At 64.1% G+C, this 22,498-nt stretch carries 21 protein-coding genes and 2 pseudogenes; 12 read left to right on the top strand and 11 right to left on the bottom strand.

Translation table 11 applies throughout. The features are described 5' to 3' along the window. Nucleotides 1-152 precede the first annotated feature (152 nt). Entirely contained in the window at nt 153-1,241 is a 1,089-nt protein-coding gene (locus HWX03_RS19570; RefSeq protein ID WP_175872327.1) for an ionic transporter y4hA, read from the top strand. Between the two features lie 133 nt (nt 1,242-1,374). Here the strand turns inward: HWX03_RS19570 and HWX03_RS19565 are convergent, their stop codons facing one another. From HWX03_RS19565 to HWX03_RS37240, 3 genes are read right to left on the bottom strand one after another with little or no spacing between them, the layout of a single operon-like run. Further along, entirely contained in the window at nt 1,375-1,581 is a 207-nt protein-coding gene (locus tag HWX03_RS19565; protein ID WP_279612234.1) for an amidohydrolase family protein, read from the bottom strand. A gap of 13 nt (nt 1,582-1,594) precedes the next feature. Further along, nucleotides 1,595-2,503 carry a LysR substrate-binding domain-containing protein gene (locus HWX03_RS19560; protein ID WP_023476495.1) on the bottom strand — a complete coding sequence of 303 codons (909 nt, stop codon included), beginning with the start codon at nt 2,501-2,503 and terminating at the stop codon, nt 1,595-1,597. Continuing rightward, complete coding sequence (locus tag HWX03_RS37240) at nt 2,496-2,618, bottom strand: hypothetical protein (RefSeq protein WP_279612233.1); 123 nt, start codon at nt 2,616-2,618, stop codon at nt 2,496-2,498. Before HWX03_RS37240 ends, HWX03_RS19560 begins: the two co-directional genes overlap by 8 nt. Between HWX03_RS37240 and HWX03_RS19555 the strand changes: the two genes are divergently transcribed. Both HWX03_RS19555 and HWX03_RS19550 read left to right on the top strand, forming a co-directional pair. Then, nucleotides 2,617-3,555 (top strand): 2-hydroxyacid dehydrogenase, encoded by a 939-nt coding sequence (locus HWX03_RS19555; protein WP_175872326.1) that lies wholly within the window; start codon nt 2,617-2,619, stop codon nt 3,553-3,555. The two genes, HWX03_RS37240 and HWX03_RS19555, sit on opposite strands and share 2 nt — an antisense overlap. A gap of 65 nt (nt 3,556-3,620) precedes the next feature. Continuing rightward, nucleotides 3,621-4,974 (top strand): annotated as a pseudogene (locus HWX03_RS19550) (MFS transporter). Nucleotides 4,975-4,998: 24 nt separating this feature from the next. Here HWX03_RS19550 and HWX03_RS19545 read toward each other — a convergent pair. Beyond that, nucleotides 4,999-5,967 (bottom strand): LysR family transcriptional regulator, encoded by a 969-nt coding sequence (locus tag HWX03_RS19545; RefSeq protein WP_174432838.1) that lies wholly within the window; start codon nt 5,965-5,967, stop codon nt 4,999-5,001. Nucleotides 5,968-6,329: 362 nt separating this feature from the next. Here HWX03_RS19545 and HWX03_RS19540 point away from each other — a divergent pair, with 362 nt between their 5' ends. The 4 genes from HWX03_RS19540 (at nt 6,330) to HWX03_RS19525 (ending at nt 10,669) form a co-directional block, all read left to right on the top strand. Next, nucleotides 6,330-7,505: an HPP family protein gene (locus HWX03_RS19540; RefSeq protein WP_175872325.1), complete on the top strand. Its 1,176-nt coding sequence runs from the start codon at nt 6,330-6,332 to the stop codon at nt 7,503-7,505. Between the two features lie 123 nt (nt 7,506-7,628). Then, nucleotides 7,629-8,042, top strand: a complete 414-nt coding sequence (locus tag HWX03_RS19535) for a helix-turn-helix domain-containing protein (RefSeq protein WP_175872324.1) — start codon at nt 7,629-7,631, stop codon at nt 8,040-8,042. 20 nt (nt 8,043-8,062) lie between these two features. Continuing rightward, a complete protein-coding gene (locus HWX03_RS19530) occupies nt 8,063-9,850 on the top strand; it encodes a chloride channel protein (protein ID WP_175872323.1) in 1,788 nt (595 codons plus the stop codon). A 486-nt stretch (nt 9,851-10,336) separates the two neighbouring features. Continuing rightward, nucleotides 10,337-10,669 (top strand): hypothetical protein, encoded by a 333-nt coding sequence (locus tag HWX03_RS19525; protein ID WP_174387649.1) that lies wholly within the window; start codon nt 10,337-10,339, stop codon nt 10,667-10,669. 98 nt (nt 10,670-10,767) lie between these two features. Here the strand turns inward: HWX03_RS19525 and HWX03_RS19520 are convergent, their stop codons facing one another. Both HWX03_RS19520 and HWX03_RS19515 read right to left on the bottom strand, forming a co-directional pair. Beyond that, complete coding sequence (locus HWX03_RS19520; protein ID WP_006478890.1) at nt 10,768-11,088, bottom strand: pyrimidine/purine nucleoside phosphorylase; 321 nt, start codon at nt 11,086-11,088, stop codon at nt 10,768-10,770. Nucleotides 11,089-11,261: 173 nt separating this feature from the next. Continuing rightward, nucleotides 11,262-12,164 (bottom strand): LysR substrate-binding domain-containing protein, encoded by a 903-nt coding sequence (locus HWX03_RS19515; protein WP_174387606.1) that lies wholly within the window; start codon nt 12,162-12,164, stop codon nt 11,262-11,264. A 181-nt stretch (nt 12,165-12,345) separates the two neighbouring features. On the opposite strand from HWX03_RS19515, the gene HWX03_RS19510 reads away from it, so the two are divergent. From HWX03_RS19510 to tssF, 5 genes are all read left to right on the top strand, one after another. Then, nucleotides 12,346-13,530 carry a M20 aminoacylase family protein gene (locus tag HWX03_RS19510; protein WP_175821559.1) on the top strand — a complete coding sequence of 395 codons (1,185 nt, stop codon included), beginning with the start codon at nt 12,346-12,348 and terminating at the stop codon, nt 13,528-13,530. Between the two features lie 44 nt (nt 13,531-13,574). Then, the gene (locus HWX03_RS19505; protein WP_175872322.1) at nt 13,575-14,900 is read left to right on the top strand and encodes an MFS transporter; all 1,326 of its coding nucleotides are present in this window, start codon (nt 13,575-13,577) and stop codon (nt 14,898-14,900) included. Nucleotides 14,901-15,139: 239 nt separating this feature from the next. Beyond that, nucleotides 15,140-15,682, top strand: coding sequence for a cysteine hydrolase family protein (locus HWX03_RS19500; RefSeq protein WP_175872321.1), 543 nt, complete (start codon nt 15,140-15,142; stop codon nt 15,680-15,682). A gap of 216 nt (nt 15,683-15,898) precedes the next feature. Further along, complete coding sequence (locus tag HWX03_RS19495; RefSeq protein WP_175872320.1) at nt 15,899-16,153, top strand: hypothetical protein; 255 nt, start codon at nt 15,899-15,901, stop codon at nt 16,151-16,153. Nucleotides 16,154-16,339: 186 nt separating this feature from the next. Beyond that, complete coding sequence (gene tssF / locus HWX03_RS19490; RefSeq protein ID WP_175872319.1) at nt 16,340-18,136, top strand: type VI secretion system baseplate subunit TssF; 1,797 nt, start codon at nt 16,340-16,342, stop codon at nt 18,134-18,136. Nucleotides 18,137-18,138: 2 nt separating this feature from the next. Here the strand turns inward: tssF and HWX03_RS19485 are convergent, their stop codons facing one another. From HWX03_RS19485 to HWX03_RS19465, 5 genes and pseudogenes are all read right to left on the bottom strand, one after another. Further along, nucleotides 18,139-18,393, bottom strand: coding sequence for a PAAR domain-containing protein (locus HWX03_RS19485; protein WP_175872318.1), 255 nt, complete (start codon nt 18,391-18,393; stop codon nt 18,139-18,141). A gap of 72 nt (nt 18,394-18,465) precedes the next feature. After that, complete coding sequence (locus HWX03_RS19480; RefSeq protein WP_175872317.1) at nt 18,466-19,041, bottom strand: hypothetical protein; 576 nt, start codon at nt 19,039-19,041, stop codon at nt 18,466-18,468. A 267-nt stretch (nt 19,042-19,308) separates the two neighbouring features. After that, nucleotides 19,309-19,561: pseudogene (locus tag HWX03_RS19475) on the bottom strand (PAAR domain-containing protein). A gap of 23 nt (nt 19,562-19,584) precedes the next feature. After that, entirely contained in the window at nt 19,585-20,448 is an 864-nt protein-coding gene (locus tag HWX03_RS19470) for a lysozyme inhibitor LprI family protein (RefSeq protein WP_175872316.1), read from the bottom strand. Between the two features lie 12 nt (nt 20,449-20,460). Further along, nucleotides 20,461-22,287, bottom strand: a complete 1,827-nt coding sequence (locus HWX03_RS19465; RefSeq protein WP_244132690.1) for a glycoside hydrolase family protein — start codon at nt 22,285-22,287, stop codon at nt 20,461-20,463. Nucleotides 22,288-22,498 lie beyond the last annotated feature (211 nt).

Here is a 22,498-nt window from a genome sequence, read left to right as displayed (position 1 = left end):
CCCCTCGCCGCCTCGCGGCAGCGAACCCAGGGCAGCGCCGTTGCGTGCTGCCCCCCTTCAGTTTCATCGTCCTCGTTCGGCGGATAGTACGGCCGGGCTTCGTCAACCCGTGACGGCGCGTCGCGCGCCGCCACTCGCATAAGGAAACCCTCATGCCGCTCTCGTCCAACCAGCTCCCGCGCTGGACCCTCTGGGCCCCGCTTGCCGCGTGGCTGGTACTCGCGCTGTCGCGCGTCGTGCCGGCCGAAGGCCTCGTCATCGCGGTGTTCGCCGCTGCGCTCGCCGGCGCCGTGTTCGCCGCCGTCCACCATGCGGAAGTCGTCGCGCACCGCGTCGGCGAACCGTTCGGCACGCTCGTGCTCGCGGTCGCCGTGACCGTCATCGAAGTCGCGCTGATCGTTTCGGTGATGCTCGGCGCGGGCCCCGAGAAATCGGGCCTCGCCCGCGACACCGTGTTCGCCGCCGTGATGATCATCTGTAACGGCATCGTCGGCATCTGCCTGCTGGTCGGTGCATGGAAGCACGGCGAGCAGGACTTCCAGGGGCGCGGCGCGAGCAAGGCGCTCGCGGTGCTCGCGTCGCTGTCGGTGCTGTCGCTCGTGATGCCGAACTACCTGAGCGCCGCGCCGGGCCCGTTCTTCTCGAAATCGCAGCTCGCGTTCGCCGGCGTCGCGTCGCTGGTGCTGTACGGCGCATTCGTGTTCGTGCAGACCGTGCGCCACCGCGACTACTTCCTCGCCGCGCACGACAGCGCGGACGAAGCGGTGCATGCGGCCGCGCCGACCAATCGCACCGCGGTCATCAGCATGGTGCTGCTGTTCGCGAGTCTCGTCGCGGTCGTGCTGCTCGCGAAGCTGCTGTCGCCGGCCGTCGAGCATGCGGTGCTGAAGCTCGGCGCGCCCGAAGCCGCGGTCGGTATCGTGATCGCCGCGCTCGTCCTGCTGCCGGAAGGGCTCGCGGCCGTCACCGCCGCGCGGGCGAACCGCCTGCAGACCAGCATGAACCTCGCGCTCGGTTCGGCGCTCGCGAGCATCGGGCTCACGATCCCGACCGTCGCGGCCGTGTTCATCTGGGTCGACCAGCCGCTCACGCTCGGGATCGGCGCGATGGAAACGGTCCTGCTCGCGCTCACGCTGCTGGTCAGCACGCTCACGCTGAGCCAGGGGCGCACGACGGTGCTGCACGGCGTCGTGCATCTGGCGCTGTTCGCCGCTTATCTGTTCCTGTCGATCACTCACTGACGTCCCGATGCGCGCGGCCCGGCGGTTGCTCGCCGCCGGGCCGCGTGCACCTCTTCAAGTCCCTTCCCCTTCCTTCGCTTCACGCCGCGGCTACCCGGCCGCAATCGCAAGATGCTTCCGGATCGACCGCGCGTTACATGGCGGTTTCGCGCCGCGTGTCCGCATGAAATCCATAGAGCGCAGCCGCGTTGTCGACCAGAATCGCGCGGACAACCGCATCGTCGACCGTGCAATCGTGCAGCCAGCCGAGCAGGCGCGCGTCGTCAGTCAACGGCGATGCGTTCGGATGCGGCCAGTTGCTGCCCCACACGCAGCGCGCCGAATGGCCGCGCGCGAGCACGGCGGCAAGCCCCCTAAACGCCCGGATCGTCCGTGCTCTCGGTCAGAAACCGCTCGACCATCGCGTTGAACACCGGCAGCGCCGGATTGTCGTTGTCCGCGCGCCATGCGAGATACAGCTCGGCCGCCACGTTGACGCCCGCCAGCGGCCGGAACACCACGCCGTCCACATGAAGCTCGCGCGCCGACGCCGGCACCAGCGCCGCGCCGAGCCCCGCGCGCACGAGGCCGAGGATCGTATGCGTCTGGCCGACGTAGTGCAGGTAGTTCGGCAGCCGCCCGGCGCCCGCGAACATCCCCGAGATCATGTCGTGGAAATACTTGCCCTCGTTCGGCGAATACGCGATGAACGGCTGCCGGTCGAGCTCGTCGGGGCCGATCTGCTCGTAGGCCGCCAGCGGCGCGCCTTCCGCGACCGCGACGAGCATCGGTTCGCGCTGCACGAGCCGGTATTCGAGCGGCTGGCGCGCGGCGCGCTGGCGCACGAAACCCGCGTCGAGCATCCGCGACGCGAGCGCGTCGATCTGCACGGTCGACACCATCTCGCGCAATTCGACGTCGACGTCCGGCAACGCATGCGCCGCGTGCGCGAGCAGCACCGGGATCATCCGGTACGCACTGACGGCCGTGAAACCGAGCGTGATGCGCCCGGCCCCGCCATGCGCGACGCGCTGCGCGGCCTGCTCGGCCCGCGCGGAGAATTCGAGGATGTGCCGCGCGTCGCGCAGGAAGCGCTCGCCCGCGGCGGTCAGGCTGACCTGCCGGCTGCTGCGCTCGAGCAGCGCGATGCCGAGCGCGTGCTCGAGCAACTGGATTTGCCGGCTGAGCGGCGGCTGGGTCATGAAGAGCCGCCTGGCCGCACGGCCGAAATGCAGTTCTTCGGCAACCGCGACGAAGCAGCGAAGCTGGTGCAGTTCAATCATTCAAATCTTGAATCAATCGATAGTCTTTTGATGTTAGACCGATATCGATGCGATTTCTATACTCGGTTCCACCTGATGCGCGGCCCACGCCGCGCACGCCGACCGAGACCTTCATGACCATCGACATCCTGCTGACCCAGCCGCTCCCCGACACCATCGACGCCGAACTGTCCGCCCGTTACACCGTGCACCGGCTGTACGCGGCCGAGCAACCGGACGCGCTGCTCGATCGCGTGGCGCCGCGCATTCGCGGTGTCGTGACCGGCGGCGCGAACGGCCTGTCCGCCGCGCTGATGGACCGGCTCGGCGCGCTCGAGATCGTCGCGATCAACGGCATCGGCACCGATGCGGTCGATCTCGATCGCGCCCGGGCGCGCGGCATCCACGTGACGACGACGCCCGACGTGCTGACCGACGACGTCGCCGACATGGCGCTGGGGCTGATCCTGACGACCCTGCGCGACCTCGGCGCCGGCGAGCGGATCGTGCGCGCCGGCCGCTGGGGCAAAACGGCCCAGCCGCTCGCAACGCAGGTCACGGGCAAGCGGCTCGGCATCGTCGGGCTCGGCCGCGTCGGACGCGCGATCGCGCAGCGCGCGCAGGCGTTCCGGATGCCCGTCAGTTACTTCGGCCCGCGCGAGCATCGCGACAGCGGCTATCGCTTCGTGCCCGACCTCGCCGCGCTCGCGCGCGACAGCGACGTGCTCGTGATCGCGGCCTCGGCCGATCACGGCAACGTACTCGTGACGGCCGACGTGCTCGCCGCGCTCGGCCCCAAAGGATTCCTGATCAATGTGGCACGCGGCAAGCTGGTCGACGAAACCGCGCTGGTGCACGCGCTGGCCGACGGCACGATCGCCGGCGCCGGTCTCGACGTGTTCGCGAACGAACCGCACGTGCCGGCCGCGCTGCTCGAACTCGACCGCGTCGTCGTGCAGCCGCACCGCGCGAGCGCCACGCACGAAACGCGCGAGGCAATGGGCCGCCTCGTGCTCGCGAACCTCGCCGCGTGCTTCGCGGGCCAGCGCCCGCCGACCAGCGTCACGCGCTGAGCGCGGCACCGCCCCTTCCGTTACAACACCGGATGCCTCCGCACGACGGAGGCCAGGAGACACGCATGTCCAATCGATCCAGCGGCGCCGCCGTCGCCGCATCGCCCGCCGCGTCGCGCACGATCGGCCGCGTCCGCTATGCGGTCCTCGCGCTGATTTTCGCGGTCACCGTCGTCAACTATGCGGATCGCGCGACGATGTCGATCGCCGGCACCGGCGTCGCGCACGACCTCGGGCTCACGCCCGTGCAGCTCGGCGTCGTCTTTTCGGCGTTCGCGTGGGCCTATGCGATCGGCCAGATTCCGGGCGGCTGGCTGCTCGACCGCTTCGGCGCGCGACGCGTGTACGGCCTGAGCCTGTTGCTGTGGTCGGTATTCACGATGCTGCAGGGCACGGTCGGCGGGTTCGCCGTGCAAGGCGCGGCCGCGACGCTTGCGCTGTTCGTGATGCGCTTCATGCTCGGCCTCGTCGAATCGCCGGCGTTTCCGGCCAATTCGCGGATCGTCGCATGCTGGTTCCCGGCCGCCGAACGCGGCACCGCATCGGCGCTGTTCAATTCCGCGCAATACATGGCCGTCGTGCTGTTTACGCCGGCAATGGCATGGCTCACGCATGCGCTCGGCTGGGAGCACGTGTTCCTGTGGATGGGGCTGCTCGGCATCGCGCTCGCCGCGCTGTGGTTCGCGTGGTATCGCGAGCCGCACGGCCACCCGCGCGTGACCGACGCGGAGCGCGACTACCTGCGCGCCCGTCGATCTCGAGGCGAACCGCGTGCGCGAGCGGCCGCGCGCGTCGTGGCACGACGTGTCGCAACTGTTCCGCCACCGGAACCTGTGGGCAATCTACATCGGCCAGTACTGCATCACGGCCCTCACCTATTTCTTCATCACGTGGTTCCCGATCTATCTGATCAAGGGACGCGGGATGACGATCATGGAAGCCGGCTGGGTCGCTGCGCTGCCGGCGATCTGCGGCTTCACGGGCGGCGTACTCGGCGGTGTGCTGTCGGACTGGCTGATCCGGCGCGGCATGCATCCGTCGAGGGCGCGCAAGACGCCGTTCGTCGCGGGGATGGCGATGGCGACGCTGCTCGTGCTCGCGAACGGCGCATCGTCGAACGCGGTCGTGATCGCGCTGATGACGATCGCGTTCTTCGGCAAGGGGCTCGCGGCGGTCGGCTGGGCCGTGCTCGCCGACACGGCGCCGGAAGGCATGGTCGGGCTGAGCGGCGGCGTCTTCAACGGTCTCGGCAACATCGCCGGGATCGTCACGCCGCTCGTGATCGGCTACTTCGTCGCCAGCACGGGTTCGTTCGCCGGCGCATTGTGGTTCGTCGCCGCGCACGGGCTGATCGGCATTGCGGCGTACGTATGGCTCGCGGGCCGCTTCGAGCGGATCCGCATCGCGCCGGCCGCATGAACGTCGCGGCGGCGCGCAGCGCCGTCACGCAGGCTGGCGGCCGCCCGGCATGTGCTCCGTCGTCAGCCGGTCGAGTTCGCGCAGATCGTTCTCCAGCGCCGGCGTGAGCGTCGTGCGCAGGTGATCGAGGAAGGTGCGGATCTTCGCATCGAGATAGCGGCGCGTCGCGTAGACGGCATAGACGCTCACCGTCTGCAGCCGGTACTCGGGCAGCACGCGGATCAGGCGCCCTGCGCGGATATCGTCGAGCACGGTATACAGCGCCACGCATGCGATCCCGCGCCCCGCACGCACCGCGACGCACAGCGCGTCCGGCACGTTGACCTGGAACGGCGCCGGCTGCAGCGCGTAGACGGTCTCCTCGCCGTCACTGCGCTCGAGCCGCCATTCGCCGGCCGGCGACGCGGGCGTGTCGAGGCGCAGGCACACGTGGTTCGGCAGTTCGTCGGGCGTCTGCGGCGTGCCGTGCCGCGCCAGGTATTCGCGCGACGCGACGAGCACGCTGCAGCTCGTGCCGCAGGTCTGCGCGACATAGCCGGAATCGGGCAACTGCGACGCCGTCACGATCGACACGTCGTAGCCCTCTTCGACCAGATTCGGCATCCGCTGCGCCAGCGTCAGCTCGACCGACACGTCGGGGTTGTCCGCCTGGTAGCGCACGATCGACGACACGACATGGCTCTGCCCGAGCCCCGTCATTGCATGAATGCGCATCTTGCCGCTCGGCCGCAGCAGCGCGTTGCGCGCCTCCGCGTTCGCGTAGTCGAGTTCCGCGAGGATCGATTTCGCGCGCTCGAAATAGCGCTCGCCGCTTTCGGTCAGGCCGAGGTGGCGGGTCGTGCGATGCAGCAGGCGCGTCTGTACGTGGGCTTCGAGGTTCGAGACCGCGCGCGACACCTGCGCGGTGGTCGCGTCGATTTCCTTCGCGACCGCAGTAAAACTGCCGGCTTCGACGACGCGCACGAACAGGCGCATGTTTTCGAGCATGTCCATTGAATTGGCTTGGGGAGAGTCAGTGGGGAGGCGTCGGCGGCGCTCGCGTCAGAGGGGCAACGGAACGCGGCCGCGAACCACGTCGAATCGATCACCGTGCCGGGGAGAAGGCGGGAGAGCGGGCATCGCGGACGGGGTTCTGGCATGACGGGGGGGAATTGACTGCGCCGAATTGTACGCCGCTGCAGACAAATTTGCGCGGTTACGCGCGTGCAAGCTCCCATTCGATGAAAGGACTTTGCAAGACTTGCACGTCGCGCGTCTGCAACGGCCTGAGGCAGCCCGACAATTTATATCACAACGCGATATAATTCCGCGCTGGTCGCCGCGCCCCTGCGTTGCATCTTTACCGCTTACCGCCCATGTCGTCAGGCTCCTCCCCGTCGCGCCGCACGTTGCGGCAATGGCTGCACAGCTTCATTCCCCATCCGATGACGCTCGGCTGGCGCGAGCGCCTGCGCTCGTGCACCGGCGCGCTCGTGGGCATTGCGATGGTCGGCGTCACGATGCGGCTGCTGCCCGGCGTGCCGGGCCTCGTGCCGCTGCTCGTCGCGCCGATGGGCGCGTCGGCCGTGCTGCTGTTCGCGGTGCCGGCGAGCCCGCTCGCGCAGCCGTGGTCGATCATCGGCGGCAATCTCGTCGCGGCGACGGTCGGCGTCGCGTGCGCGCAATGGATCGCCGATCCGATCACGGCCGCCGCGGTCGCGATCGCCTGCGCGATCGGCGGCATGTTCGCGCTGCGCTGCGTGCACCCGCCGTCGGGCGCCGTCGCGCTCACGGCCGTGGTCGGCGGCCCGGCGATCCATTCGCTCGGCTTCGGCTTCGTCCTGCAGCCGATCGCGCTGCAATCGGCGATCCTGCTGTCGGCCGCGCTCGTCTATCACGCGCTGACCGGGCACCGCTACCCGCACGGCGGCGTGCGTCCCGAAGCGAAACCGCAGGCCGGCGGCGCCGCACCGGCGCGCGGCGGCTTCACGCGCAGCGACCTCGACGCGGTGCTGAAGCGCCGCAGCGAATGGCTCGACATCGATCCGGACGATCTCGAAGCGCTGCTGCGCGAAACCGAAATGCAGGCTTATACGCGCACGTTCGGCCAGTTGAAGTGCGCGGACCTGATGACGAAGCATGCGATCGAGGTCGCGCCGTCGACGTCGGTCGCGGCCGCGCTCGCGCTGCTCGACCGTCACCGCGTGAAGGCGCTGCCCGTCGTCGACGGCGAAGGCCGCCTGACCGGCATCGTCACGCGCGCCGACCTCACGCGCCGGCTGCGCCGTCCGACTCCGCTGTGGCAGCGCCTGTCTGCCCGGTTGCCACAATCGTTCGGCGGCCAACCCGCGAGCGTCGCGTCCGTGATGACGCGCGACGTCGCATCGGTGCCGGAAACGATGCCGATCACGGCGCTCGTGCCGCTGTTCACGCATTCGGGCCACCACCATATTCCGGTCGTCGATGCGTCGCACCGGCTCGTCGGCATCATTACGCAGACGGATCTCGTCACGGGCCTTTATCAGCAGACCCAAATGCTCGAGGCCGCGTAGCGCGCATCACGCGACGTAACCGCCTGTGGAACGCGGAACGCGATCAAGCTGCCCGATTTCGGTCATTTATATCATGTTGTGATATATTTACCGCCACCGTAACCGACTGCCCGACCGACCTCGATGAACGATACCCGACGCGCGCTCGCGAAAAGCGATTTCCAGCAACTGTCCGAGTTCCGCTACCAGATGCGCCGCTTCGAGCGCTTCTCCGAACGCGCCGCGCAAAGCGAAGGCGTGACGCCACTGCAATACCTGCTGCTGCTGCACATCAAGGGCTATCCGCATCGCGAATGGGCGACCATTGGCGAGCTCGCGGAACGCCTGCAGGCGCAGCATCACGGTGTCGTGGCGCTGGTGACGCGCTGCGAAGCGCTCGGGCTCGTGAAGCGCAAGCCGAGCGAAGCCGACCGCCGCCAGGTCGAAGTTCACCTCGAACAGGCCGGCGAAACGCTGCTCGCCCGCCTCGCGGCCATGCATCGCGCCGAGCTGAAGTCGCTCAAGGGCACGTTCCAGGTTCCCGAGATCGATTACTGACCCTTGCCCTTGCCACGCCGATGAACGCACCACACAAACGCGATTTCTCGACCAACGAACGCCTGCCCAGGATCGCGTTGCTTGCCGCCGGGATCGGCCTGCTCAGCACGCTTGCCGCGTTCGTGCTGTTGAGCCTGATCCACCTGTTCACGAACCTGTTCTTCTTCCGGCAGTTCTCGTTCGCCGACCATTCGCCGGCGAACAACACGCTCGGCGCATGGGTGATCGCCGTCCCGGTGATCGGCGGGCTGATCGTCGGCCTGATGGCGCGCTTCGGTTCGGAGAAGATTCGCGGCCACGGCATTCCTGAAGCGATCGAGGCGATCCTGTTCGGCAAGAGCCGCATGTCGCCGAAGGTCGCGATCCTCAAGCCGCTGTCGTCCGGCGTCGTGATCGGCAGCGGCGGCCCGTTCGGCGCCGAAGGCCCGATCATCATGACGGGCGGTGCGCTCGGCTCGCTGATCGCGCAATGCGTGCACGTGACCGCCGCCGAGCGCAAGACGCTGCTCGTCGCCGGTGCGACCGCCGGCATGACGGCCGTGTTCGGCACGCCGGTGGCCGCCGTGCTGCTCGCGGTCGAACTGCTGCTGTTCGAATGGCGTCCGCGCAGTTTCCTGCCGGTCGCGCTCGCGTGCGCGGTGGCAGGCTTCGCACGCGCGGTGTTCTTCGGCGTCGATCCGCTGTTTCCGCTGACGACCGCCGCGCCGACGCCCGTCGCGCTGCTGTCGTGCATCGTCGCGGGCCTGCTGTCGGGCATGCTCGCGTGCGGCCTGTCGGCAGCGCTCTATCGCGTCGAGGACACCTTCGCGAAGCTGCCCGTGCACTGGATGTGGTGGCCCGCGCTCGGCGCGATCGTGATCGGCGTCGGCGGCTGGCTCGAGCCGCGCGCGCTCGGCGTCGGCTATGACGTGATCGGCGACCTGCTGCATCAGCACATCGCGCTGAAGATCGCGCTCGCGCTGTTGATCGTGAAGGCCGTGATGTGGGTGATCGCACTCGGCTCGGGCACGTCCGGCGGTGTGCTCGCCCCGCTGCTGATGCTCGGCGCCGGCCTCGGCACTGTGCTGTCGCCGGTACTGCCTGGCGGCGATCCGGTGCTGTGGCCGCTCGTGTGCATGGCCGCGACGCTGGGCGCGACGCTCGGCGCCCCGCTCACCGCGATCGTGTTCGCCTTCGGCCTCACCCACGACGCCAATGCGCTGTTGCCGCTGCTCGCGGCGACGCTCGTCGCGCACGGCTTCGCGACCATCGTGATGAAGCGCTCGATCATGACGGAAAAGATCGCGCGCCGCGGCTATCACATCTATCGCGAATACGGCGTCGATCCGCTCGAGCGGCACGATATCGGCGAAGTGATGACGTCGGCCGATCGGCTCGTCGCGATCGACGGCACAGCGACGCTCGATACCGTCGAGACGCAATACTTCGGCGCGAAGCAGACGCACCGCGCGTACCCGGTCGTGCAGAACGGCCGCCTGCTCGGCCTCGTCGATCGTGCGACGCTCGACGCGCAGCGCGCACAGGCCGGCGCCGACACGCCGATCTCGGCCGCGTTCGCCAACCACGCACCGACCGTCGCGCTGGCGCATGAAACCTGCCGCGTCGTCGCGTCGCGCCTCGCGATGCTCGGCCTCGAACGCCTGCCGGTGGTCGCCGACGAACAATCGCTGCGCATCACGGGCATCGTGTCGCGCAGCGACCTGATCAAGCCGGCGCTCCAGCACTTCGACGACGAACAGAAACGCGAGCGCTTCCGTCCTGTCGTCCCGGCCAACCTGCGCGACGTCGGTTCGCGCAAGGCGGGCTGACACAGCACGCGTGCGCGGCGCCCGGCCGCGCACCGCTTCCCCGCCTCGCCTCGCTGCGCGATGCCGCGCGCCGCGTCGCGTCCCCGCCGCCTTCTCCGTTTAAAGTTGGTTAACAATTCGGCCGACGAAAGTTTGTCATCATGGTGCTCATGCGACGGGGCCATCCATCAGCCATTCCACTTCGTCATCAGATAAAGAGTCGCGGCGCGGCATGCACGCCCATGCCGCCCGCCGCGGCCGTCACCTCACCACACCACGACCGGGCAGCGCACTGACCGCGCCACGCATGACGTCGAGCCGTACGCGACGCATGCCGCGCCGCATGCCGCGCCGCAGCAACATGCTGCAGCATCCGAGCCGCCGTTTGGCAAGCACGTTAACAACTTGTTTCGGAATGACCGGAACCGTGCTCGTCCGATGGAATCTCACTTGTACGCAGCACTGCTGCGCATCCCACTCAATCAATCACGACTCGAGGGAGATAACGTGAACGTGAAATACTTACCGCTCATCGCATTGACCGTGGCAATTTCTGCTCATGCCGCCGATCCTGCTGTGCAGAACGTGGGACAAAGCCAGAAAGACGCGCCCGAGGTCTCGGCGTGCATCGCCAAGACCTGGGCCGACAAGTCGCAACAACAAGTGATCTCGCAGAACGTGCTGGCCAACGGCCTCGCGACCGACGTGTACGCACCGGGCCAGCAGCCGCCGAACGGCGCCGCCGCGATGGTTCGTCCGTCGTGGAAGCCGGGCGCGAAGACGTGGGTCGGCGTGCGCGGCGACGCAGCGTCCGCCGGCGACATCAACGCCTGCCTGTAACGATGTAACGAGAACAGGCGCTTCGGATGGCCTTGCGCCATCCGCTTGCGACCAGCCCCGCTTCGGCGGGGCTTTTTCTTTGCTGCGCGGGAAGCGCGTTACAGGTAGCTGCAGACGTAATCGAGCGTCTCGAGCACTTCGATGTCGAAGCGGCTCTTGCCCGGCACCGAGAACGATTCGCCGGCGCCGTAGGTCTGCCATTCGCTGCTGCCGTCGAGCTTCACGCGGCACTTGCCGGCCTGCACTTCCATCAATTCGGGCGCATCCGTGCCGAAGTTGAGCGCGCACGGCAGGATCACGCCGAGCGTCTTGCGCGTGCCGTCCGGGAAGAGCACGGTATGCGACACGCACTTGCCGTCGAAATAGACGTTCGCGCGCTTGACGACCGATACGTTGTCGAATTGGGTTGCACTGGTCATGTGATGCCTCTGATTGCTGGATGCCGGATGGCGATGGGATTGGAGGCCGGCCGAAGCGGCGGGCCGGCCGCTATGATACCGGCTCGCGCGACGTGCGCCGGAATGGTACGCGGCCAGCGCGTTTTGGTCCTAAGATCGTCAGGATCACTATACGATCCGTTCGGGGCGCCCTTTCACCGCAGCCCCTTGCGTCGCGCGGAATCGCGCAGGCAATCGAGCAGCATCGCCGCGGCCGGCGTCAGCGGGCTGTCGCGGCGCGTGACGACCTGCACCGATACGCCCGGCAAGCGCTCGCGGATCGGCAGCACCGCGAGCTGGTCGCGCGCCCACTCGCCTTGCAGCAATTGCTCGGGCATCGATGCGATCAGGTCGCAACCGGTCATCAGGCTGTGCGCGAGACCGAAGCTCGGGCATTCGACGACGCGCGCCGGCACCGGCAGCCCGTGCGCGACGAACGAGTTGAACAACACCTGTGTCGAGCTTTCCGGCGACGGATTCATCAGCCAGTCGGCCTCGACGAGATCAGCGAGCGACGTGGCCGACGCGAGCGGATGCCCTTTGCGCGCGACGATCAGCGAACGGCTCGCATAGAGCTCCGCATGATCGAACTCGGCCGCCAGCAGTTCGGGCACGACGACGGCCACCGCGAAATCGAGCGAACCGTCGTGCAGGCGCGGCAGCGCGACGCCCGGAAACCCTTCGACCAGATTGACGCGCGCCACCGGAAAGCGGCGCCGGAACGCGCGAAACGCGTCGGGCAGGATCGTCACCGCCGCCGCCGGCGTGATCGCCGCCGCGACCGAGCCCGTCATCGCGCCCTGTGCCTGCTCGATGTCGTCGCGGGCGCGCTGCATTTCGGCGACGATCAGACGCGCGCGCACCTGCAGTTGCTGGCCGAACGCGGTGAGCTGCACGCCGCGTGCGGTGCGCACGACGAGCGACACGCCCAGCGCGATCTCCAGTTCCTTGACCGCCTTCGTGAGCGCAGCCGGCGACACGTTCAGGCGCCGCGCGGCCGCGCGAATGCTCCCTTCTTCCGCGGCGGTGACGAACGCTTTCAGCTGATGGTATTTCATGGGGCAATGCGTGATCCGTGGAAACCCTGTGCGCCCCGCTGCGCAATGGCTCAGGGTATTCCCGAGCGGCAACCGACGGTGTGCACCAAAGCAATTTAGCAGCTTCTGGTACGCAAAAGAAATTTATATGCTTGGTCGTCATATGCGCGTCAAACGCCCCACCGGCCCCACAGGAGTCACCATGCTGCAAGCCGTGAACCCCGTCATCCCAGGCATCGCCGCGATCGCCCCCGAGCTCGTCGAAGTGCGCCGCCGCATCCACGCCCATCCGGAACTCGCATTCGAAGAGACGCTCACGAGCGATCTCGTCGCCGAGCTGCTCACCGGCTGGGGCTACGAAGTGCATCGCGGTATCGGCAAGACGGGCGTGGTCGGCGTGCTGCGCGAAGGGCAAGGCACGCGCACGGTCGGGCTGCGTGCCGACATGGACGCGCTGCCGCTCGCGGAAACCACGGGCCTGCCGTATGCAAGCCGTCACGCGAACAAGATGCATGCATGCGGCCACGACGGCCACACCGCGATGCTGCTGTGCGCGGCGCGCCATCTCGCAGCGACGCGCCAGTTCTCCGGCACGCTGAACCTGATCTTCCAGCCCGCCGAGGAAAACTTCGGCGGCGCGAAGGCGATGATGGACGACGGCCTGTTCGACCGTTTCCCGTGCGACGCGATCTTCGCGATCCACAACATGCCGGGCCGCGCGGCCGGCGACATGGCGTTCCGCACCGGCGCCGCGATGGCGTCGGCCGACCGCGTGACGATCACGCTGCGCGGCGTCGGCGGCCACGGCGCGATGCCGCATTTCGCGCGCGACCCGATGTCGGCCGCGGGCAGCATCATGGTCGCGCTGCAGACGATCGTCGCCCGCGAGGTCGACGCGCAGCATGCGGCCGTGATCACCGTCGGCAGCGTGCAGGCCGGCGAGACGTTCAACATCATTCCCGAAACCGTCGTGATGAAACTGTCGGTGCGCGCACTGAACGCCGACGTGCGCGCACTGCTCGCGCGCCGCATCGAAGCGCTCGTGAAGGGCCAGGCGGAAAGCTTCGGCGTCACCGCGGAAGTCGACTACGACTACGGCTACCCGGTGCTCGTCAATCACGCGGAACCGACCGCGTTCGCGGCCGACATCGCACGCCGGATGCTCGGCGCGGAACGCGTCGAAACCGAGACCGCGCCGCTGATGGGCAGCGAGGATTTCGCGTTCATGCTCGAAGCGCGCCCCGGCTGCTACGCGTTCATCGGCAACGGGATCGGCAGCAAGGGCGGCTGCATGGTGCACAACCCCGGCTACGACTTCAACGACGACATCCTCGCGATCGGCGCGAGCTACTGGGTGCGCGTCGCCGAAGCCTGGCTCGCGGCCTGACGGCCCTTCATCACGCAGTTCCGCGCTTAAAGCAAGGGAACCCCATGGAAACGTCCGCCCTTCCGTTCGCCGGCACGCCCGTCGATGCCCGCGCCGCCGCGAAGAAACGCCGGCTGATCGCGGCCGCCGCCGTCGGCAACGCGCTCGAGTTCTACGACTTCACGGTCTACAGCTTCTTCGCACTCCTGATCGGGAAGCTGTTCTTCCCCGTGCATTCGCCGTTCGGGCAACTGATGCTCGCGGTCGCGAGCTTCGGCGTCGGCTTCGTCACGCGTCCGCTCGGCGGGCTCGTGATCGGCATGTATGCGGACCGCGCCGGCCGCAAGAAGGCGATGATCCTCACGCTGTTGCTGATGGCGCTCGGCACCGCGACGATCGCGGTCGCGCCGACCTTCGCGCAGATCGGCATCGCCGCGCCGCTGCTGCTCGTGTTCGCACGGTTGCTGCAGGGGTTCGCGTCGGGCGGCGAAGTCGGCGCATCGACGACGCTGCTGCTCGAACAGGCGCCGCAGCATCGTCGCGGTTTCTATGCGTCGTTCCAGTTCTCGAGCCAGGGGCTCGCCGCGCTCGCGGGCGCGCTCACCGGCGTCGCGCTGACGTCGACGCTGACCGCCGCGCAACTCGAAAGCTGGGGCTGGCGCGTGCCGTTCATCATCGGCACGCTGTTCGTGCCGATCGGCTACTGGCTGCGCCGCACCGTCGAGGAAGTCCCGGCGGCGGCGCCCTCGCCCGCCGCCGCGCACGACGAGCCGGTCGCATCGCTGCCGCTCGCCGACGTGCTGCGCCATCACGGCAAGGCCGTGTTCGCGGGCCTCGGCGTCACGATCGGCGGCACGTCGATCCACTACATCATCGTGTTCTACATGGCGATCTACGGCGTGCAGGTGCTGCACCTGCCGAGCTGGCTGGCGATGACGGCCGGCTGCGTCGCCGGTGCGATCCTGATGCTCGTGACGCCGATCGGCGGCCATCTGTCCGACGTGTACGGGCGCAACCGGATCACCTGGTGGACACGCATCGTGCTGATGGTCGCGATCTACCCGGCGTTCATCGCGCTGAACCGTTGGCCGGGCGCCGCGTCGCTGCTATCGATCATCGCCGCGCTGTCGATCGTGCATGCGATCAACATCGGTGCGACGGGCGCGATGCTCGGCGAGTTGTTTCCGCGTGCGGTGCGTGCGACCGGCGGTGCGCTCGTCTACAGCGTGGGCGTCGCGATCTTCGGCGGCTTCGCGCAGTTCTTCGTCACGTGGTTGATCGCGGCGACCGGGAATCCGAACGCGCCTGCGTGGTATGCGATCGGGTGTGGCGTGTTTACGCTGCTCGCGATTCGTTGCATGGACGAGAAGGCGGGGAAAGCGTTGGACTGAGTGTTGGGGGATGCGCGGTGCGTGACGCGTCATTGACGTCGAGCGCGCGCATCGGGCATCATCGATCAATGCACAACGGCACGATCACCCTTTCGACGACCACGCGCACGACCGCCTTTGGCGGGCCCGTGCGGCGAGTGCGCGCAAGATCGTAGCGTCACCGACTCCCACAGGCCCCGCCGGTTCCGGACGGGGTCTCGTCGTTTCTCCGTCTGCATCGACCACTCAGGAGAAACGCAATGTCCGAAGCCCCTTCCCCGAAACGAGCGCTGCTCGTGATCGACATGCAGGTCGGGCTGTTCCACGGCCCCGATCGTCCGCATGACTGCGAACGCGTGCTGGCCAACATCAACCGGCTGATTCGCCGCGCGCATGACAGCGGTGCGCCCGTGTTCGCCGTGCGTCACATCGGGCCGGCCGGCTCGCCGATCGCGCCCGACGCGCCGCTGGCCGCGCTGCTGCCGGAGCTTGCGATTGATACGGCACGCGACATCGTGTTCGACAAGACCCGGCCGAGCTGCTTCGCGGGCACGCGGCTCGCCGAGTGGTTGCGTGCGGCCGGTATCGGCGAGATCGTGATTGCGGGGATGAAGACGCAGTACTGCGTCGATACAGCGTGCCGTGCGGCCGGCGATCTCGGATTTCGCGCGGTGCTCGTTGCCGATGCGCATACCTGCATGGATACGCCCGCGCTGCCGGCCGAGCGGATCGTCGCGCATCATAATGCGACGCTCGGCGGGCCGTTTGCGACGCTGACGACGACCGAGGCGTGCGTGTTCTGATGCACGGCGCGCCGATCGGACTGCGGTGTGCGAGTGCGCGCGTTGCAATAGCGTCAGCGCCGAGCACGTACATCATCGCGTGCCCCGACGGATCGGGCGACGCATCGCCGCCGCCGAGTTCCTAGACGCCTTTCAGCAAGATGCCTCACTGGCCCCGCCGGTTCCGGACGGGGTCTTTCCTCGTCTCCGTCCATACCGGTCACTCTGGAGAACGTGATGTCCGATCCATTATCTTCAACGCGCACTGTTCATCGAGACATGCATGCCGGGATACTTCGTGGCCTCGAACGTCCATACGAAGAGAAACGCGCGCTCGCCGACATCAACCTGCTGATGCTGTCCCGCGTCGGCGGCTGCCGTCCCGACTTTATCTCGACGAGCCGCCTCTCGAAGTTCACATTGAGAAACATATTCACGCCGAGATTGAAGAAACGACGGCTGACGCCAAAATCCATCAATATCGATTACTGAATATCAATCGCATGCGAACGTAGGCGGCTTTTTCCCACCGTCGTGCAGTTGCCGTAGTCGCATCAGACTCATATTTTGGCGTCGAACTGTCGGGCTGCGGGAACTCGGCGAATGAAGATTCGAATACGATGACCGTTGGACAATACGACGCACGTCGTGACCTGCAGAGGCCATACGACGTTGGATATGCACGACAAGCTGCGCGGCTACTATGAACAGGAACTGGCGAAGCTGGAAGATCAGTTCGCCACCTTCTCCAACGAGTATCCACGAATTGCCGCCCGCCTGAGCTTTACAGGCGGACAGACGGACGACCCACACGTCCAGCGGATGATGCAGGCGTTCGCGTTGATTGCAGCCGAAATCCGGGCCAACCTGGACGACGGCGCACCGAAGTTCACCGAAGCGTTGCTTCATGTCTTGCATCCGCACTACTTGCGACCGTTCCCTGCATGTTCGATCGCTCGCTTCGATCCGATCAAGGAATTACCGGACAAGCCGACCGTCTTGCCGCGTGGCATGGAACTCACGTCGCGCGGCGGAGAAGTTCGCTTTCGAACCGCTTATGACGTAACGCTTGCGCCGATCCACATCGCAAACGCTCGATTCTCGCGCAGCACCGTCGCACCGGCACAAGTCGCACTGCCGCCGAACACAACCAGCTTCATTTCCATCACGATCGAATCGACGGGCGCCACCGCGCCGCTCAGAGCGGTTTCGCCCGACGCGCTGCGCGTCCACTTCGCCGGAGAACGCCAGACAGTCGTCGCGCTGCTGGATACGGTCCTGCTACGAGTCCGGGCCGCATATGTCGAAGCGGGCGACAGCGGACGGTGGATGCAAATTGCGGGGATACCGGTCACACCGGTCCGGTTCGGCCCAGACGATATGCTGCTGCCACCGTCGCAAAATTCGCCGCTGGTTCAACCGCTACTGGAATACGTCGGATTTCCGGACAAGTTCGACTTCGTCGACATTCAATTACGCCGATGTCTTGAACCCGTCCAAATGAACCGCGCGCGGCGCGTAACACTACATCTGGCGATTGGAGGCGTGCACGCCGATTCGCGCATCGCGCAAGCGCTCACCCCGCTATCGGCGGACAACATCCGATTGTTCTGTACGCCAATCGTGAACCTGTTCAAGCATATCGGCGTCAAGTCGTTACGTGGCGAAATTGTCGCGGATTATCCCGTCGTGCCGAAGCCGAGCCGACCAGACATAAGCGGCATCTATTCGGTTGATGCGGTTCGCGATCCGTCAGACGGGAGCGCTATTCCGTCGCTGAATGCGTGGGGCGTCGGGGCCGGCGAACGGTTCTGGATCACGCGCCACGATCCTTACGCGGCAATCCATTACCCCGGACGTGAAACGTCGCTCGTACTGCTACGCGCGGACGGGACAGCGGTGGCGAAAACGCCGCTGCAATTGAGTGCCGACCTCACCTGCACGAATCGCGACTGGCCTTCGCGGATGCGGACCGGCTCCCTCAAAGGTGATCTGAAAAACGAAAATGATCAGGTCCCTTGCAGGATTACTTTGCTCAAACAGCCGACGCCGACCTATAGAGCGTCCCGTGAGTCAGAAGCGCAGTGGCGCGTGCTTGCGCTGACGACAGCCAACCTGACGCAGTTGACACGCGAGGGGTGGTCGGACTTCGTGAAATTTATGCGCCAACTTGCGCCGAACGACCGATGTGCCGAACACGTCGAGGCGATTTCGTTCGTCAAGAGAAACGTCGTCGAGCGACTACTGGCGGTCAAGCCACATTCGGCCCTTGTGAGAGGCTTCGAAATTGTGATGGCGGCAGATGAGAGCGCGTTTATTGAAAACAGCATGGGCGCGTTGATCCTTCAGCTCGACCTATACCTGTCGAGGTATGCTCCCGCCAACAGCTTTACGCAGCTCGTCGTGCTGTCGAAGAACAACGGCTCCGTGATCGTTCGCTGCCCGATGCGGCCAGGCCTCGCGTCGCTGTTGTAGCGTTACACAAGACTCGAAATCAGGTGACAACCGCATGTAGCGCGATGGCCGTGTCGCGCTAGCGGAATGCCGTCGTCCTTCATCGATTCGTCGCCTTCCTCGATGATGTTCGGCGACACGTCGGGATGCTGTGGACACGACACCCGGTCGCCTTTGCGCGCGACGTAGCGGCCATCGAATTTCATGGTCGATGAGCCCGTCTCGACTTTGCCGCCGTGGTCGGTATCATCGCCGACTCGAACGAAATTAATAGACATATCTTGACCTTACGCCGGATGCCCGAGTTCGCAGCAACATAAATTCCACCCAATTTTCATAATTTTAAATCCCTACCTAACGTTATTCGATCTCAACACCTTCTTAATTGACGCGGCATCTTTAAATGGATACTTTACTCTTACCTCATTTCTAGAATAACCATCCCATCCCGGCGAAAAAAATCTCTCTATCGCACCATCCCTGACGATGTCAGCCCGCCCGTTAAGTTGCTGGCGCTTGTAAGAAAAAACCTCGTAGAAATCAGAAACATAATCTGACGCACTTGAACTTGCAGTCCATTTCACAAGGATAATAATATATCGCTCACGCCAAAACAACACAGTTGCTACGCTCGGACTACTTCCATTGACCGTATATTTATCAAAATTACTGACTTCCCCATCCCGGCAAATCCACTTTGCCGTTATATCAAACGGTGGCGTACTGAGCGGATCATTTGACAGAGGATGAAATTCTTTAGAAAAATTCACATTGCATCCATTTCGAATCGAGTCGGCAGGAATATCATCGGGCGAACCGCCGGTTTCCACCGCTAGAGTTGGCACGCAAATCAGGCCGATTACAACTGCCGCCACACCAAGTATTTTTCTCACCATCCATGTTCCCCAGTTAGCGAAGAATCCCATTTACGTTTGCATGGCTGCCTTCCTCGATTAAATTGTTCAAACGCTCGCTTAGCAGTCGCCCTTGTCCATTCAAATCAGATTAATCATCTAGCCCCCTTTGCCACCATCTACATCACCCACCCATATACCACCCCATAGGGACTTACAAAATCGACCATTCATGATTAATCGGTACGCGATTTATTTCATTCCGTCCTACTTGATTTCGAAGAACGACGGTTCTGTGATCGTGCGGCGCTCGATGCGACTGGGGTCGCTGTCGTAGCGTTACGCGAGGCTCGAAATCAGATGACAGCCGCATGTAGTTCGATGGCCGTGCCGCGCTATTGGAATGCCGTTGTCCTTCATCGATTCGTCGCCTTCTTCGATGATGTTCGGCGACACGTCGGGATGCTGTGGACACGACACCCGATCGCCTTTGTGCGCGACGTAGCGGCCATCAAATTTCATGGTCGATGAACCGGTTTTCGACTTTGCCACCGTGGCCGGTATCGTCACCGATTCGAATCAAGTTCATCATTTTCAATTGTGATCGGAAGCAGTTCAATCTCCGCTAGAACCCGCTGTAGCTAACTCATCGAGTCGCCTTCGCATTATCTTAAGAATGCACTCAGCATTCGAGCCACACGTATTACGACCTTTGAGCCAGCGGCGCTGACTTTGAGCAAGGGAAGCAGTCTGCGAGCCAGAAAATCTTGCTTGCGCCATCATGCGGTTGAAAGACTCCGCGATACTTTTATCAAAAGCTGATAGTTGATAAGAGTTGCAAATCGCATGCTCGGTCGCGGTTGATGCTTTTCCACAAGGGAAGGAGGCTGCAATTGGCGCGTTGAGTGGGATTTTCGTAAGCACCAGAATGATTTCGTCACGCCAACGCACGTACATCTTCTGATTATCGCCAAAGGCAATCCAAGCACCCGGAATATTCATGTTGGCGGTCGCACCGTCCGACCTGCCGAGATCACCTTGCCATAAACCTTTCGCACAGTTGAGACTGAAGGCTCGCATGTGTTTTCCTTTAGCGCTATCCAGCTTATAGTCACGAACAGGATCGGCATCTCCAGACGCCGGGTATTCGTACCCCCCCAAACTTCGTAGCATTAAATCACGCAGAGGTGCACTGATGACCTGCACGGTAGGATTCGTACAATGATCCGAAAAGTCGTAGACGTCATCTGACACGTCATCATGCGTGAAATCGAAAATTCTCCCATTCAAACGGGGATCATTCCACGTGTATTCGCTGGTACGACCCGACTCCGTATTGAGGTGAACCTCCTTAACTTGCCACTTACCAATAATGTCATCCGGAAGGGGCGCACCAAATATATTGGACGCAGCAAAGACAAGACCATAAAAAACAATTAAGCGGCGCACTTCAAACATTTTTTTCATAGTTAATTTCACCCCACACTTCCATCATTTCCGAGACCGTATCGATTGTCCGTGAAACTCATACCGCCCAGTGGTGTAAAGAGTTACCTCGTCTTTTCGTCGCTTAACTAGGCCATCAAAGATTTGACCGCCCGAGTACACGTACTGGCCGATCTGCGTCATCGCTTCTGAAATTTGGCCACGATTGATCATGTCGGTCACCTTGGACCAACCGCCGCCGGGATTATATGCGTAGCTTACGAGCGCATCGAATTCGGTTTGCTTTAGCTTCACTTTCACTGCCTGATTAACCATTCGAACATATGTAGGAACAGTCTTATGAAGGAGTTCAACCTGTTTGCCATCACTTAGGTTGACGACATCCTGATGTTTTTTACAGAAATCCCGCGCGGCCTCCCGTTCAAGACCCGCACCGCTTGAGATCGCGGTCGCTGTTGCATCATCCAGCCCAATTGCTTTCATGTCCGCAACGACGCTTTCGGTTGTCCGTGCCTTCATGTCATAACCAGCTCCTAAAGTTACGCCACTTGCGCCGCCCGGCCAGTGCAATTTATTGGTAACTCCTTCGAGATGTTCTTGCATAAAGATAAAATAGATACCGTCATCTGAAATCGTCGTTGCAGGTCCGTCGCTCGTCATAAAATTCCCGATCAACCCAATCGGATGAAGATGCCACGGCGAAAGGTCCGTAGGGAAGCCATCGACGCCCTGGATTTGCTCCCACCACTGAAGCTTCGCGAGCCGATCAAGTTCCGTCTTCCACAGCTCGGTCTGCTTCTGCATGAGCGGGGTGAGTTCTTCCCACTTACCCAGACCGCCTCCCCATTCGGTTTCGTTGCGCACCACAAGATGCGACACCACTTCGGCCATCCACGGCGTTTCCAGTGCGTGTTTCAGTTCTTGCGCCGTCACCTTCCCGTCGTGGTCCGTATCGATCGCCTGTTCAATCTTCGTGATGAGTTCGCCAGCGTTGACCTTCACCGCTTCCACCGCAAACTCAGTGCCTTCCTCGTCCGGCAAATATTGCCCGGTCGTATGGATATGGCGTTTGAACATGTCGGCAGGGTTGACGCTGCCGTTGTCCACTAATTCGAAACCTGGCCATTCCCAAGGACTACGAAGCTGTACGTGAGGATGATCGGTGTCGCACACCCAACCAGTCTGGCCGGAGCCGTCCTTCGAGCCAACCGTGATGTTCCACCAATGATGGTCCTTGTCGTCGACCGCGACATTGCTCTCACCGAGCTTGTCGAGTTCAGTACGGCGCAACACGTCCCGGAAGTCCGCGCCCGGTCCGCTTGCCTTGGAAACGCCCAGCGGAAAGTTCTGCCACCCCGCAACGTTCGTCGTGCTGATCGTGTTCGCTAGACTGCTTTCGACCCACAGCGGTTTGCCAACGTCCGCCAACTTTTGTTGAGCCTTTTGTTTGCCTTTCGCGGGCACATTGGTCACGCTCTTGGGCTGCACCTTGATCCAGCGCGAACCCTTTGCATCGCCTATCGGCACGAGCTTCAGCCCGGATTGGGTCAGTTTCTGATCGGGTGCGGGGATTTCGGTGACCAGTTTGGCCCCCGGTTCGATTTCCAGAAGCGGTTTGTTTTTCTCGTCCAGTTCATTCGCACGCGCACGGCTTCGATCGATGAAGTCCTTCAGGTCCGGCCCCGCGAACACTTCGAGATGCAGCATCGGGTAGTTCGGCTTCGGTGGTATCGGGCTGGCCTTCATCGGCCATTGATACTGGCCGACATGCGCAACGACTTCGCCCGCCTTGACGTGCTGCGGCTCCTTCAGGATCACGACCGTATCAAGCGGCTGCGGGTCGACTATGGCGTCCAGTTCCCCCTTGAACACGTAGCTCCACTGCGCTTGGGGGGACACCAGTTTGCCCACTTCGGCAGACAGAACTGTGCCCGATTTGATGGATTTGATCTTGATCCAGTCAGGGTGAGCGGGGTCGCCTTAGAGGTGGCCGCGCGAATTCAGACAACCGGATAAGTGGAACGGCCAGGGCCTGAGCCGGCGATAATGCAGGCAAAGGAATCCGAGAAATGACGAAGAGAAC

The sequence above is a fragment of the Burkholderia sp. BCC0397 genome (genome assembly GCF_902832865.1).
Taxonomy (GTDB): domain Bacteria; phylum Pseudomonadota; class Gammaproteobacteria; order Burkholderiales; family Burkholderiaceae; genus Burkholderia.
Note: the sequence above shows the minus strand (reverse complement) of the source record. Positions and strands in the feature narration are given on the sequence as shown.